Here is a 13510-nt window from a genome sequence, read left to right as displayed (position 1 = left end):
TAGTTGAAATCAAAAAAAGAACAATTCAACTAATCTACTGATAATCAATTAAATAATATTTGCCAATTAAGAAAATGTAAATGATGAATTTAATTAAGGAAAGATGGAGAACAAAAAAATTATGATTTAGCAGAAGAGATACGGTAAGCACACCTTCTGCCCCCGTCAACAATATACTCTATACGTTTGATAGGTACATTCTCGCCCATAACGGTTTGTAAAGTTTTAAACTCGGCACTGCATATTGCGGGATTTGCATGAGCAGCAGCACCGATAGGACAATGATTTTCAATAAAGATGAACCCTTCTTCATCTTTGATTACCTGGGCCATATAGCCCTCTTTTGTCCGGATAGAGACAAAACTATGAATTCTTTTTTCGAGGTCAGAGACTCCCTCTAATTCTTTTAGATATTTGTGAGTACCTTTTTCGCCGTTTGCAGTAATCAACTGCGAAACTGCCCCTTCGCCCAGCAGTTCTTTCATCACTTCCATTAACTTCACTGTTAACGCAGCATGTGTATCAGGAAATCTGGATTGTCCCATACTGGTGAGTGACCATAATTGTTGTGGCCTGCCTCTTCCCGTGACTGTTTTACTCGAAGTGACCAAACCTTCTTTTTCCAGCCGGAGCATTTGGAAACGCGCACCCTCTACTGTTACCTTAAATTCCCGCGCAAGCGACAATAGAGATTGCGGCCCGCTGGTTTTCAGCAGGTTTACGGCACCTTCCCTAAATGGCACTTTACTTTCTTCCATTACAACCAGCCCAGTTCTAATCTTGCTTCATCACTCATCATATCTCTATCCCATGGCGGATCAAAAGTAAGCCGTACTTCTACTTCATTTACGCCTTCTACAGCTTTCACCTTAGTTTCTACTTCTCCCAGAATTTCTCCGGCAGCAGGACACGCTGGTGCAGTCAGCGTCATATAAATATGTACGTTGTTATCTTCCAGCATATCAATTTTATAGATCAGGCCCAGCTCATAAATATTAACTGGTATTTCCGGATCATAAATTGTATGCAACGCTTCTTCAATTTTATCTCTTAACAATGGTTCGTTCATCATACTATCTTTTAATCTTGTGATTTAAAAGCCAGGGCATACATTTTCATTTGTTTTAACATCGACAGCAATCCGTTCGAACGGTTTGGAGACAAATGATTTTGTAAGCCTATGGTATTTATAAAATACAAATCTGCCTCTATTATTTCCTGTGGGGTATGTCCGGATAAAACCCGGACCATCATACTGATCAAGCCTTTAGTAATAATAGCATCGCTATCAGCCGTAAATAATATTTTACCGGCTACGTATTCCGGATGTAACCAGACACTGGACTGACATCCCTTAATCAGATTTTCCGGGATCTTATATTGCGCATCAATTAAAGGAAGTTCTTTCCCCATATCGATGATATTCTCATATTTATCCATCCAGTCTGAAAAGAGTTCAAACTCTTCTATAATCTCGTCCTGTTGTTCGTTAATTGTCATCTGTAAAAATTAAAGGAGTACCGCAGCAGCTCTTTTGATTCCTGCTACCAGTAAATCCACTTCTGCATGTGTATTGTAAAAGGCAAATGAGGCCCTGCATGTTCCTGGTATCCCAAAAAAGTCCATAATTGGCTCAGTACAGTGATGTCCTGTACGGATCGCAATTCCTTGTTTATCGAGTAATTCTCCCAGATCGTAAGGATGCACACCATCAATTAAAAATGAAATTACACTTGCCCGTTGCGCGGATTTACCGATAAACTTAAGGTTCGTTAAACCTGCCAATTGCTGCAGTGCGTAATTTAATAATTCATCCTCTTTCTTTTGTATAGCATCCAGACCAATAGCATTAACATAATCTACAGCTGCCCCCAGTCCGATCGCCCCGGAAATATCTGGAGTACCTGCTTCAAATTTATAGGGCAGATCATTGTAAATCGTCTTTTCGAAAGTAACCGTTTTGATCATATCTCCACCTCCCTGATAAGGAGGGATCATATTCAGCCATTTTTCTTTACCATAAAGTACACCAATCCCGGTAGGCCCGTAAATTTTATGTCCTGAGAAAGCAAGAAAATCGACGTCCAGTTCTTGTACATCTACAGGTAAATGCTGTATAGCCTGCGCAGCATCAATCATTACAGGAATATCTTTGGCATGTGCCTGTTTAATAATCTCCCTGATTGGATTAATTGTCCCAAGAGAATTCGATACATAAGTAACTGAGACCAGCTTTACACTTCCCTCTAAAAGTTCAGGCAGGGTATCTAATCGCAATACGCCATTTTCATCCATAGGGATAACCTTTAAGGTTGCTCCCTGCTCTTCACAAATCATTTGCCAGGGTACAATATTGGAATGGTGCTCCATGGCAGAAATCAGGATACTATCTCCTTTTTGAAGGAATTTTTTCCCAAATGAGGAAGCAACCAGATTAATTCCGTCAGTGGTCCCTTTAGTGAAAATAACCTCGTGACTAAAAGCAGCATTTATAAATTGACTCACCTTATGACGGGCTTCTTCGTAAGCAGCGGTTGCTTGCTGACTAAGCAAGTGTACACCGCGGTGTACATTGCTGTTACAAGTTTTATAATAATCCGCTACAGCAGCTAAAACTGCTTTGGGTTTTTGTGTTGTTGCTGCATTATCAAGATAAACCAAGTCCTTGCCATATACTTTTGTTTGTAGTATTGGAAAGTCTTCTCTGATATTTTCTGCTATTAATTTGCCCATTTTCAACCTCTTTTAAATGATTGTTGCTAATGAATTTTCCATCTTTTTATAAATTAAAGATTGAACAAAATCCTTTATTGCTTCATTTTCAATTTTTTGAGTAACATCAAACATAAATGCTTCTACCAGTAGTTTACGTGAAGATTCTTCAGAAATCCCTCTCGAACGCAGGTAAAATAAGGATTCAGGATCGAATTGTCCTACGGTACAACCATGACTACACTTCACATCATCTGCAAAGATCTCTAACTGTGGTTTAGCAAATACTTGTGCTTTATCACTTAGTAAAAGGTTACTGTTTTGCTGAAAAGCATTGGTTTTCTGAGCTGGACGCTCTACAAATACTTTCCCGTTAAATACGGCTTTACCTTTATCTAACAATACTCCTTTATAAATCTCATTGCTATCACAATGCGGGAAACGATGGTGAATAGCGGTATGGTTATCGGTTAATTGATGACCTGCTACCAGGTATAGACCTAACAAATGCGTTTCTGTTGCAGTACCATTCAGCACAATTTCCAGGTTATTCCGGATCAGTTCTGCACCTGGTAAATTGAACATGAAGTTATCATAACGGCTATTACGCTCTTGTGTAATGTGGTTATAATTGATCAGCCTGTCTGCTGCTGCATTATCCTGAATCACATACTGGATCAGGTTTGCATTTTCTTTTACTGTTACCTGTGTTACACTGTTCATCAATACGCGCTGTGCATTCCCTAAGGAAACCGCGCTATCAATTAGTTCTGCTTTTGCATTTTCGTTCACAACAATTAAGTGGCGTGGCTGAAAAAGCATATTTTCTGTAGCGGTGTAAAGATGTATAATCTGTACAGGCTTGTCTAATACTACATTTTTTGGCACTTCAAGGAAGTATCCATCTGTAAAAAATGCAGTATTTAATGCATACATCCTATTACCTTCTGCTTCTTTACAGGTGATATAGTTTTTATAGCTTTCTGTATTGATCACACTTTCAAGCGGAAGAACAATCAATTGATCCACCTCTGGTAAAACTGATAAGTCAAATTGGATTTTACCATTCAGTAAAACCAATAACCAAGCATCCAGCCCTGGTATAGTAGCTGAAGTTATTGCTTGTTTAACCTCTTGCTGATCTGTTTCCCCTATAGTTAAAGAGAAAGTATCAGTAAGAAACGGAGTCAGGTTAGTGAATTTCCAATCTTCATCTTTTGATGTCGGAAAACCTTTCGCTTTAAATAGCTCAAAAGCATCTTCTCTTGATTTTGATAAATCGCCATTGGTATTTTCACCTTTTGGGGCATTTTCAAACTCAGCAATCAATTGATTATAGAATGGAGCTGTTAACTGATTTACCATCTTATATTTTATTTATTGATTCATTGCCATGGAATTCTTCTTTCAACCAGTCGTATCCCTTTTCTTCAAGTTCCAATGCCAGTTCTTTTGTACCAGAACGTACAATCTGACCGTTGTATAATACGTGTACAAAATCTGGGATGATATATTCCAATAAGCGTTGATAGTGTGTAATCAGTACAAAAGCATTATCCGCCGAGCGTAATTTATTGATACCGTTAGATACAATACGCAAAGCATCAATATCCAGTCCTGAGTCTGTTTCATCCAAAATTGATAATTTTGGTTCCAGCATGGCGAGTTGAAATACTTCATTCCTTTTTTTCTCTCCACCTGAAAAGCCCTGATTGAGAGAACGATTGGCCAATTTGGCTTCAAATTCTACCAAAGCTTGTTTTTCCTTCGTCATCTTCAGGAATTCTTTAGCTGAAAGCGGTGGAAGATTACGGTGAATTCTAATTTCGCTTAATGCAGTTCTTAAGAAGTTAATATTCGATACTCCAGGAATTTCTACAGGATATTGAAATGCAAGAAAAACACCTTCACGTGCACGTACTTCTGGTTTCATTTCCAACAGGTTTTTACCATCAAGCCAAACTTCACCCTCAGTAATTTCGTAATTTTCACGACCTGCCAGTACAGATGCCAATGAACTTTTGCCCGAACCATTAGGGCCCATGATCGCATGTACTTCACCGGCTTTCACCTCCAGATTAATTCCTTTTAAGATTTCTTTTCCTTCAATATTCGCATGAAGATTTTTTATTGATAACATAGTATTCTTTATTTTTTTATGGTCTACCCTACGCTGCCTTCGAGTGTAAGAGAAAGTAATTTTTGAGCTTCTACTGCAAATTCCATTGGCAATTGATTCAGTACATCTTTTGCGTATCCATTAACGATCAGCGCAATAGCTTGTTCTGCATCAATTCCACGCTGATTCAGGTAAAACACCTGATCTTCTCCAATTTTAGAGGTCGTGGCTTCATGCTCTATGGTAGCAGTATTATTTTTAGATTCGATATATGGAAAGGTGTGTGCACCGCAAAGGTCACCAATTAATAAAGAGTCACATTGTGTAAAGTTCCGTGAATATGCCGCTTTAGGGCCCATTTGCACTAAACCACGATAGCTATTTTGTCCTTTTCCAGCCGAAATACCTTTAGAGATAATTCTGCTCTTAGTGTGCGCTCCAAGGTGATATATTTTTGTACCAGTATCTGCGATCTGCATATTATTGGTCACTGCCACAGAATAAAACTCTCCTGAAGAATAATCACCCTGCAAAAGAATACTTGGATATTTCCAGGTAATTGCTGAACCAGTTTCTACTTGTGTCCATGAAATTTTAGCACGCTCACCACGGCAAGCTCCACGCTTAGTCACAAAATTGAAAATCCCGCCTTTTCCTTCTTTATCTCCAGGATACCAGTTCTGAACAGTAGAATATTTGATCTCTGCACCTTTCATGGCAATTAATTCTACCACAGCAGCATGCAATTGATTCTCATCACGCATTGGAGCAGTACAACCTTCCAGGTAACTTACATAACTATCTTCGTCAGCAATAATCAATGTACGTTCAAACTGACCCGTATTTTCAGCGTTAATCCTGAAATAGGTAGAAAGTTCCATCGGGCATCTAACCCCTTTAGGGATGTATACAAAAGATCCATCAGAAAATACAGCAGTATTCAGAGATGCAAAAACATTGTCTGTATGTGGTACTACCGAGCCCAGATATTTTTGTATCAGTTCTGGATGTTCTTTAACAGCATCACTGATCGAGCAGAAAATTATTCCCAGCTCGTTTAAGTGTTTTTTATAAGTTGTAGTTACCGAAACACTATCAAATACAACATCCACAGCAACACCTGCCAGCTGTTTTTGTTCTGACATCGGAATACCTAGTTTCTCAAAGGTACGTAGCAACTCAGGATCTACTTCATCCAGTGAGGCATACTTAGCTTGTTGTTTGGGAGCGGCATAATAAGAAATAGACTGGAAGTCAATTTCGGGCATCTTAAAGTTTTGCCATTGTGGCATTTCTTGCTTCTGGAAAGCTTTGAAACCTTTCATGCGCCAATCGAGTAGCCATTGGGGTTCATTCTTTTTTGCAGAAATAAACCTTACTGTATCTTCGTTGAGTCCGATTTCAGAAATATCCATATCAATCGCTGTAACAAAGCCAAATTCGTATTCACGGTTTGCCAGTTGTTCGAGCATCAAATCATCTTTTTCCATTGTTATTCAGTTTAGGAACTTTATCTGCAGCATTCGGATAGCTGGAGAGATAAAGCAGACCACAAAGATAGCTAACAAGGGTAATAAACAAAGGAATTACTTTGTTTATTACAAATAAATGAGTTTATTGTGATTATTTTGTTTTTCCGCTTAGATTTACGCGGATATTTTAAAGATCTTAAAATGATTATAAAACCAATAACTTATAAGCGAGCAGTCTTACAGACGATGTTTTTTATCGCCTCAGCGATTGCAATGCCAGCATTTGCACAACAAAAACCGGAGGATCCTCTATTAAAGATTTACAGAGGTAGTGCAGAAAAGATCAATGATTTAATTCATACTAAACTGGATGTCAGGTTTGATTATAAAAAACGTCATTTATATGGTAAAGAATGGGTAACAATAAAGCCCCATATTTACGCGACCGATAGTTTAAGACTGGATGCAAAAGGTATGGATATCAAAACCGTTGCGGTAGTCAGAAATGGAAAAAATATCCCACTTAAATATACTTACGACAACCTTTCGTTGGCGATTAAACTGGATAAAGTATATCAGAATACAGAAAACTATACTATTTACATCGCTTATACTGCAAAACCAGATGAGTTAAAAATTGAGGCTGGTGCAGCAATAACAGATGCTAAAGGACTTTATTTCATCAATCCTGATAGTACAGAAAAAGGTAAACCAGTACAGATCTGGACCCAGGGTGAGCTGGAAAGCTCTTCTGCCTGGTTTCCGACTATTGACAGGACGAACCAGAAAACCACTGATGAAATCAGTATGACTGTACCGGGTAAATACGTAACCTTATCTAACGGCAGGCTTGCTTCGCAGAAAAAGAATGCGGATGGTACAAGAACAGATACGTGGAAAATGGAACTCCCTCATTCTCCTTATTTATTCATGATGGCAGTTGGTGATTTTAAGATTTACCGCGATAAATGGCGTGATAAAGAAGTTAGTTATTACCTGGAACCTGCTTATGCGCCTTATGCAAAAGATATATTTGGATTCACTCCCGAAGCAATCGAATTCTATTCTAAAACTTTAGGGGTAGATTATCCATGGAATAAATATTCACAGATTGTAGTCAGAGACTATGTCAGTGGTGCAATGGAAAATACAACGGCTACACTCCACGGTGCTTATGTACAGGGAACCGCCCGCGAATTAGCTGACAGATATTATGATAAAGGAAGAAGCACTATTGTTCATGAGCTGTTCCATCAGTGGTTTGGTGATTATGTCACTGCCGAAAGCTGGAGTAATCTTACTGTGAATGAATCTTTTGCAGATTTTAGTGAAACTTTATGGGCTGAGCATAAGTATGGACAAGATACGGGTGATGAGCACAACAATGAGGCGATGCAAACTTACCTGGAGAATCCTGAAAATGCAAAGAAAGATCTTGTACGTTTCCATTACCATGATGCAATGGACATGTTTGATGCAGTGTCTTACAAAAAGGGTGGCCGTATCCTGAATATGCTGCGTCATTTTTTAACTCCTGACGTATTTTTCAAAGGATTAAATATTTACCTGAAAACCAATGCATTTAAAAATGGTGAAGCACAGCAACTGCGTTTAGCTATGGAAGAAGCAAGTGGAAAAGACCTGAACTGGTTCTTCAATCAGTGGTATTATGGTGCTGGACATCCTCTGCTGGACATTAAGTATAAATGGGATGAGGCAACAAAAACGCAATTTGTTTATTTGAATCAAACACAGGAAGGAAAAGCATTTCAGCTGCCTATGGCTGTAGACCTCTATAATGGGACACAGAAAATACGTCACCAAATCTGGATGAGAAGTAAGTCGGATACTTTGACTTTTAAGGTTGCCGCTCAGCCTAAGCTGGTTAATGCAGACGCTGATAAAATTACGTTAAGTCAAAAGACAGATCACAAGAATATCACAGAATTTTTATTCCAGTATCAGCATGCGCCATTATATATGGACAGACTAGAGGCGATAGATGCAGCTACTGCACAGCAAACACTTCCGGAAGCCCAGCAAATATTATTGGCTGCTTTACAGGATAAGTATTATGGATTACGTATGAGAACGATGAGCAGCATCAATCCGGAAAATACAGCACTAGTTAATGCAGCAATACCTTTTATCCTTAAAATAGCTAAGGATGATGATAACAATCTTGCAAAAGCTCAGGCATTAAAAATAATCAGTACGACTAAAGATGCAGCGCAACAATTATCACTTTTCGAAGCGGGTTTAAAGAGCAATTCTTATGCAGTACAGGGGGCATCCTTGTTTGCCATGGCAAATTTAAAACCAGCCGGATCATTAAATATGGCTAAAGCTTTTGAAAAAGATAACAAAGGGGATTTAACAAAAGCTATTATTGCTGTTTATGCAAAAAATGGTGGTGATACAGAATGGCCTTTTGTGTTTAAAAACTTTGAAGAAAGTGATCCGCAGACCAAGTTTGAAATGCTTAAAGATTTCGCTTTTATGACTGCCCGTGTTAAAAGTCCTGAATATGCGCAACAAGGAATCAATGCGTTAAAAGAAATAGGAGTCAAATATAAAACACAGGGAGCAGCTCCGGTTATTTTAAATGTTCTTGATCAACTAAAAAAAGTACGTAAGGATCAAAATGACAGTTCTTCTGTAAAACTTATTGGAGAAGCAGAACAGCAAATTAACGATCAGAAATAAGCTGATTATAAAAAATGTAAGCCCCCTTTTAAAGATTAAAATCTTCAAAAGGGGGCTTTTAGTTAAAGGACTTGTTCTTCAAGCAACGCTATTATTTTTTCACTGGCATCTTTACAAAATCCAGGATGTACCCTGGAAGTTTGAAGCACCGTACTCCGCATTGCAGTAAGCCATCGGAACCTCGAGGCTGCATCAAGCTGACCAATTGGTCCACTTTCCTTTCCACCAGCACAAATCTGTTTTAAAGCCAGCAGGTTATCTTCGATTTCTTTAATATCCGTATTTTTAGAAAAAGCACTCAGTTTTTCTTTATTTAACAAGATCTCTGCTTGTAAAAACTTTTGTTTAGCACAATACAGGATAACACCTGCATTCATAAACTCATCACGTTCTACCCTGGGCACAACGCGGATTATTGCGTACTCAAATAAGTGACTGTCTTGCATTTTGTGCTTCTTTTACAAAAACTTCTGATTTAGCAATTCTCAATTCCAAAAACCGTGCATAGGCATTGCGGTGTTCCTCTGCCGAACTAAAAGTTTGCTCTTCCCCTAACCATTCTGTTGGAATAAGGTTAACTATAGCCTGAATCAGCTCTTTAGTAAGCATTGGGCTAAACGCTGCATTTACTTCCTCCAGTTCGGTTGCCCATGGCAGTAATACATGATCTTTGATTAGCGTAAAGGGACGCTGTGCTTGTTCTTCCCAGTTTTGCCACGAATGGTGAAAATAAAGAGAAGCGCCATGATCGATCAGCCATAATTCCTTATGCCAGATCAGCATATTCGTATTGCGGGCTGTACGGTCCATATTGGTCAGCAGACAATCCAGCCATACAATTTGCGAGGCTAATCTTGCATCGATACTGGTCACTGCCGGGTCAAAGGTAATTGCACCAGAAAGGTAATGAAGCGCAAGATTAAGGCCGACACTGGCTTTAAGCAGATCCTGTATTTCTTCGTCTGGTTCTGTCCGGCCAAAGGCCTCATCCAAATTAGCCAGCACAATTTCCGGCACTCTGAATCCGAGTGCACGGGCAATTTCACCACCGATAATTTCTGCAATTAATGCCTTAACTCCCTGCCCTGCACCACGGAACTTAAGGACATAAAGAAAATCATCATCGGCCTCTGCAATAGCAGGCATAGATCCTCCTTCGCGTAACGGCGTAACATAACGTGTTACACTGACGGTTCTGAGTTGAAGTTCGTTAGTATTCATCATAAAAAAACTTTGGATAGAGAAGGCTTGAAATTTAAGTAAAATTATTTCAATGACCTCATTTAATAACCTGGAAAGTTTTTAAAGGGTGTGGATGAGGCTTTTCAGCACCTACATTCTGAGGAATCAGAAGGAATATAATCAGAAGAAAACGAAGAGATATTTCCAAGCCCATAACAAGTAATTTATATCGCGTTAAGTAAAATAGGTGAATAGGCCAAAATGGGACTGGTGGCTGAAGCGCCAATATAAATTTTAGATCTCCAAACAATAAAAGTACAGCTGCTGATCAACTTACTATAATCAAGATTACCGAATTTATCCAGTCCCTGTCCAAAAATTAAGGTGTAGGTTTCAAAACGAGCCAGTCCCTTTGGTATATTTTTCATAATAATACTTCCTGAATATTGGTAAGGGGCAGCTTTACTGGTAGCGATCATATTTGTTCCGTCATAAATACCAGCATTAAACTCCCCTTGGAACAATGCAATCCACTTTTTGTTTGCTTTGATCTGATTACAGCATGGACCAGCAAAATGTGCAATCAGAAAATCCGTTCCAATATTATCTGAATTCACACTGATATTACTGCATACAGTGGGAAGCGGGTGATTTAATATAGCGGATACACTTAAAGAAAGAGTGGCAACAATTGTTTCTGTTTCCTTCCCTTTATCTATCCCCAATCCAATCATATAATTCTTTTTGCCTATAGAAAGTTCATCAAAAAGGTGTTCTCCAAATAACTCACCGCTAATTATCCTCCTGGTTTGCAATGCCTCAGAAGCCGAAAGAACACGGGTTCCTTCCCAAATAGAAAGAAAGCACCCCATAGTTCCCGGATCTGAACCAGGTAATAGATTGAACGAAACGGCTGCCTGCTTTTCATTTACCGGCTTTCCGATGAGTTGAATAACGCCTTGCGTACACATAACTTGTAATGGTTTAAGAACAAATATTTAGATCAAATATCCAGCTGATGACCGAAAAAGGGCAGGGTGAAAACAGCTTTTCGGTTTCAGCATTTTAGCTTTATTAAAAGGCAAAAGACAGTTTTCGGTAAGAAATATTTTACCTAGGTTAGCATAAAAAAACACCCACATTATGAAATTAAAATTTACTATTCTATTCACTGCTTTAATTGCAGTCAGTGTTGTTGCTTGTAAACAAAAAGAAACAACCGCCGAAGGAGCTACTACTACTTCAAAGGGTGCGATTATACCTGATTCGGTTCTGGTTGATGTAAGAACCGCAAGAGAATATGTCAATAATTATGCTTCACATGCAGGTTTTGTAGACCCGACTGAAGAGGAAGAAAGAGCACGCAAACCTAAAAAACCAGATACACGATGCGTTTGGTTCAGTAAAACAAGATTACAGCAAATGCTGAACAAGCTGGAGAAAGAAGACGGAGACGGTGTACGTTTCTATATGATTACTTATAACAAAAAGTATGATACTACCCTGGTAGGCAGAAAAACATTGGTGCCTGAAAAAAAATATTGGGGATATAATACCTTACTCATGGTTTCAACCAAACCTGTTAAAACTGGTAATGAAATATTGCATTTCGATTATTATGAAAACATGGTTAACCAGGAAGGTGTGGCACAAAAGAATGCAAAATCAGAAAAACCAGGGTTTATTGTGACTTTCGTTCCTGAAAACAGAGGTGAATTATGTCCTCCGCCAGCAACTTGCGAATTCGAAGGAGCAACATTGCTTGACCCAATACAAAAAACTGATCTCTCAAAGAAATAATATGCACGCGTTTTTCACTGTCAATACTGTTACGGAACTTATTTGCCTGTTAATAAGTGTTATCTGCCTGTATAAAGATAAAAATGTATACTGGAGATCCTTTATGCTCTATCTTTTAATGGTCTGTATCGTAGAAACGGTTGGCATCAGTTTACGCCTGGAACATAAACCAAATTACGCTCTCTATACTTGGTTCCTGGTGATTGAATGTACCATGATAAGTTGTTTTTTTTATCATTTGTACAGGAAATATCACCATAAACCTAGCCAGCTTTACAGCTGGTTAGGTTTGTTTATTTCAGTTTTCCTACTGGAATTGTTTACGAATCATTTTAGTAATTTTGCTTATAAAACAGCTGCTTTCATGTCTGTTGTTTTCGTTATTGCGAGCCTGTATTATTATGTGCTGATTCTAAAAGACGAACATTTTAGAAAGCTGGAGACTTACCCTCCTTTCTGGATCGTTAATGGTGTCTTGTTTTTCTATTTCGGCAGCACTGCATGTAACGTGTTTTTTGACTATCTTTTGCAAGAAAAAGCCCGTTCACTGAGTTTATCTACAAGGTATGTTACTTTTAATATTCTGAATATACTTTTATATAGTTGTTGGTCTTACGCTTTTATATGCAGATATCGTCAAAGGAATTAATTCTATTAATTGCCATAATCACCTTCATTTTCCTGATTGCCCCCCTTTTCCTGATTATTTACATTTTTTTATACAATAAAAAGAAAGCAAAGCATCTTGAAGAAAAAGAAGTACTGAAGAAAGCATTTGAACTGGAATTATTAAAGAGCCAGATAGAAGTGCAAGAGCATATCCTGCAAACTATCGCAGGTGACCTGCACGATAATATTGGACAATTATTAAGTCTGACCAGTATGACATTAAGCTCTATTAAAGCAGATCATTTAAGAGAGCAGAAGATTAATACTGCCGCGGAATTAACGCATCGTGCAATTAAAGAACTGCGGCAGCTTTCAAAAAAAATGAACGGACAGGAACTCATCAAAAAGAGTCTTGGCCACGCTATTGCTTATGAACTGGACTGGCTAAAGAAAGGTCTGGCTTACGAAATTGTGTTCACTGACAATACCACGCATTCTATTTCAGCACATGCCAGCAAAGAGTTAATTATGTTCCGGCTGTTCCAGGAAATCCTGAGCAATATTATTAAACATGCTCATGCGACCAGGATCAAAATCACCATCGGTCAAACCAAAGATATTTTATCTCTTTTTGTACAGGATAACGGGAAAGGTTTCATCCTGGAGGAGAAACTAAAAGCAAGCGATGGCTTAGGTCTGGCTAATCTTCAAAAAAGGACATTGATGATGGACGGGAATTTCACGGTTAATTCCACCACAGGCGCTGGTACTGAAATTCAGATTTCAATCCCCTATCAATAAAATAATGATTTAATCCACTAAGATTTCTGCATTGTTTCATTTTAAAAAGACAAAAAACACTTTTAATTTATAAATTTAGGCCGTTTAATGGAGATCATTAATCAACAGA

13 protein-coding genes are annotated in these 13510 nt (G+C 38.4%); 3 read left to right on the top strand and 10 right to left on the bottom strand.

Annotation, left to right across the window (positions count from 1 at the left end; translation table 11 throughout):
* Positions 1 to 119 precede the first annotated feature (119 nt).
* The 7 genes from AY601_RS03775 to sufB are packed head-to-tail and all read right to left on the bottom strand — an operon-like array spanning position 120 to position 6321.
* Positions 120 to 758, bottom strand: a complete 639-nt coding sequence (locus tag AY601_RS03775) for a helix-turn-helix transcriptional regulator (RefSeq protein ID WP_068396643.1) — start codon at positions 756 to 758, stop codon at positions 120 to 122.
* Positions 758 to 1072, bottom strand: coding sequence for an SUF system Fe-S cluster assembly protein (locus tag AY601_RS03770; RefSeq protein ID WP_232324691.1), 315 nt, complete (start codon positions 1070 to 1072; stop codon positions 758 to 760). Before AY601_RS03770 ends, AY601_RS03775 begins: the two co-directional genes overlap by 1 nt.
* A gap of 8 nt (positions 1073 to 1080) precedes the next feature.
* Positions 1081 to 1500: a SufE family protein gene (locus AY601_RS03765; protein ID WP_068396637.1), complete on the bottom strand. Its 420-nt coding sequence runs from the start codon at positions 1498 to 1500 to the stop codon at positions 1081 to 1083.
* Positions 1501 to 1509: 9 nt separating this feature from the next.
* On the bottom strand, positions 1510 to 2733 hold the full coding sequence (locus AY601_RS03760) for an aminotransferase class V-fold PLP-dependent enzyme (RefSeq protein WP_068396634.1): 1224 nt from the start codon (positions 2731 to 2733) through the stop codon (positions 1510 to 1512).
* 12 nt (positions 2734 to 2745) lie between these two features.
* On the bottom strand, positions 2746 to 4077 hold the full coding sequence (sufD, locus tag AY601_RS03755; protein WP_068396630.1) for a Fe-S cluster assembly protein SufD: 1332 nt from the start codon (positions 4075 to 4077) through the stop codon (positions 2746 to 2748).
* Position 4078: 1 nt separating this feature from the next.
* Positions 4079 to 4852 carry a Fe-S cluster assembly ATPase SufC gene (gene sufC, locus AY601_RS03750; RefSeq protein ID WP_068396627.1) on the bottom strand — a complete coding sequence of 258 codons (774 nt, stop codon included), beginning with the start codon at positions 4850 to 4852 and terminating at the stop codon, positions 4079 to 4081.
* A gap of 23 nt (positions 4853 to 4875) precedes the next feature.
* A complete protein-coding gene (gene sufB, locus AY601_RS03745) occupies positions 4876 to 6321 on the bottom strand; it encodes a Fe-S cluster assembly protein SufB (protein ID WP_068396625.1) in 1446 nt (481 codons plus the stop codon).
* 183 nt (positions 6322 to 6504) lie between these two features.
* Here sufB and AY601_RS03740 point away from each other — a divergent pair, with 183 nt between their 5' ends.
* On the top strand, positions 6505 to 9009 hold the full coding sequence (locus AY601_RS03740; protein WP_084359488.1) for a M1 family metallopeptidase: 2505 nt from the start codon (positions 6505 to 6507) through the stop codon (positions 9007 to 9009).
* Positions 9010 to 9071: 62 nt separating this feature from the next.
* Here AY601_RS03740 and AY601_RS03735 read toward each other — a convergent pair whose 3' ends face one another.
* The 3 genes from AY601_RS03735 to AY601_RS03725 all read right to left on the bottom strand — a co-directional run bounded on the left by AY601_RS03735 (position 9072) and on the right by AY601_RS03725 (position 11162).
* Complete coding sequence (locus AY601_RS03735) at positions 9072 to 9455, bottom strand: DUF3037 domain-containing protein (protein WP_068396622.1); 384 nt, start codon at positions 9453 to 9455, stop codon at positions 9072 to 9074.
* Positions 9433 to 10230: a HipA family kinase gene (locus AY601_RS03730; protein WP_068407123.1), complete on the bottom strand. Its 798-nt coding sequence runs from the start codon at positions 10228 to 10230 to the stop codon at positions 9433 to 9435. Before AY601_RS03730 ends, AY601_RS03735 begins: the two co-directional genes overlap by 23 nt.
* 185 nt (positions 10231 to 10415) lie before the next feature.
* Positions 10416 to 11162 (bottom strand): hypothetical protein, encoded by a 747-nt coding sequence (locus tag AY601_RS03725; RefSeq protein ID WP_068396619.1) that lies wholly within the window; start codon positions 11160 to 11162, stop codon positions 10416 to 10418.
* A 172-nt stretch (positions 11163 to 11334) separates the two neighbouring features.
* Between AY601_RS03725 and AY601_RS03720 the strand changes: the two genes are divergently transcribed.
* Together AY601_RS03720 and AY601_RS03710 are read left to right on the top strand one after the other, a co-directional pair.
* Complete coding sequence (locus AY601_RS03720) at positions 11335 to 11991, top strand: hypothetical protein (protein ID WP_068396617.1); 657 nt, start codon at positions 11335 to 11337, stop codon at positions 11989 to 11991.
* A gap of 624 nt (positions 11992 to 12615) precedes the next feature.
* Positions 12616 to 13401 (top strand): sensor histidine kinase, encoded by a 786-nt coding sequence (locus tag AY601_RS03710; protein ID WP_068396610.1) that lies wholly within the window; start codon positions 12616 to 12618, stop codon positions 13399 to 13401.
* The last annotated feature ends 109 nt before the right edge of the window (positions 13402 to 13510 follow it).

It is taken from the genome of Pedobacter cryoconitis (assembly GCF_001590605.1).
GTDB classification, from domain to species: Bacteria; Bacteroidota; Bacteroidia; order Sphingobacteriales; family Sphingobacteriaceae; genus Pedobacter; species Pedobacter cryoconitis_A.
This window is presented reverse-complemented; position numbering and strand designations above follow the sequence as displayed.

Excerpts from the sequence above, each read along its gene's own strand:
- sufB (WP_068396625.1), bottom strand. The coding sequence starts at position 6,321 with ATGGAAAAAGATGATTTGATGCTCGAACAACTGGCAAACCGTGAATAC.
- AY601_RS03775 (WP_068396643.1), bottom strand. The coding sequence starts at position 758 with ATGGAAGAAAGTAAAGTGCCATTTAGGGAAGGTGCCGTAAACCTGCTG.
- sufC (WP_068396627.1), bottom strand. The coding sequence starts at position 4,852 with ATGTTATCAATAAAAAATCTTCATGCGAATATTGAAGGAAAAGAAATC.
- AY601_RS03725 (WP_068396619.1), bottom strand. The coding sequence starts at position 11,162 with ATGTGTACGCAAGGCGTTATTCAACTCATCGGAAAGCCGGTAAATGAA.
- AY601_RS03740 (WP_084359488.1), top strand. The coding sequence starts at position 6,505 with ATGATTATAAAACCAATAACTTATAAGCGAGCAGTCTTACAGACGATG.
- AY601_RS03730 (WP_068407123.1), bottom strand. The coding sequence starts at position 10,230 with ATGAATACTAACGAACTTCAACTCAGAACCGTCAGTGTAACACGTTAT.
- AY601_RS03710 (WP_068396610.1), top strand. The coding sequence starts at position 12,616 with ATGCAGATATCGTCAAAGGAATTAATTCTATTAATTGCCATAATCACC.
- AY601_RS03720 (WP_068396617.1), top strand. The coding sequence starts at position 11,335 with ATGAAATTAAAATTTACTATTCTATTCACTGCTTTAATTGCAGTCAGT.
- sufD (WP_068396630.1), bottom strand. The coding sequence starts at position 4,077 with ATGGTAAATCAGTTAACAGCTCCATTCTATAATCAATTGATTGCTGAG.
- AY601_RS03765 (WP_068396637.1), bottom strand. The coding sequence starts at position 1,500 with ATGACAATTAACGAACAACAGGACGAGATTATAGAAGAGTTTGAACTC.
- AY601_RS03735 (WP_068396622.1), bottom strand. The coding sequence starts at position 9,455 with ATGCAAGACAGTCACTTATTTGAGTACGCAATAATCCGCGTTGTGCCC.
- AY601_RS03770 (WP_232324691.1), bottom strand. The coding sequence starts at position 1,072 with ATGATGAACGAACCATTGTTAAGAGATAAAATTGAAGAAGCGTTGCAT.
- AY601_RS03760 (WP_068396634.1), bottom strand. The coding sequence starts at position 2,733 with ATGGGCAAATTAATAGCAGAAAATATCAGAGAAGACTTTCCAATACTA.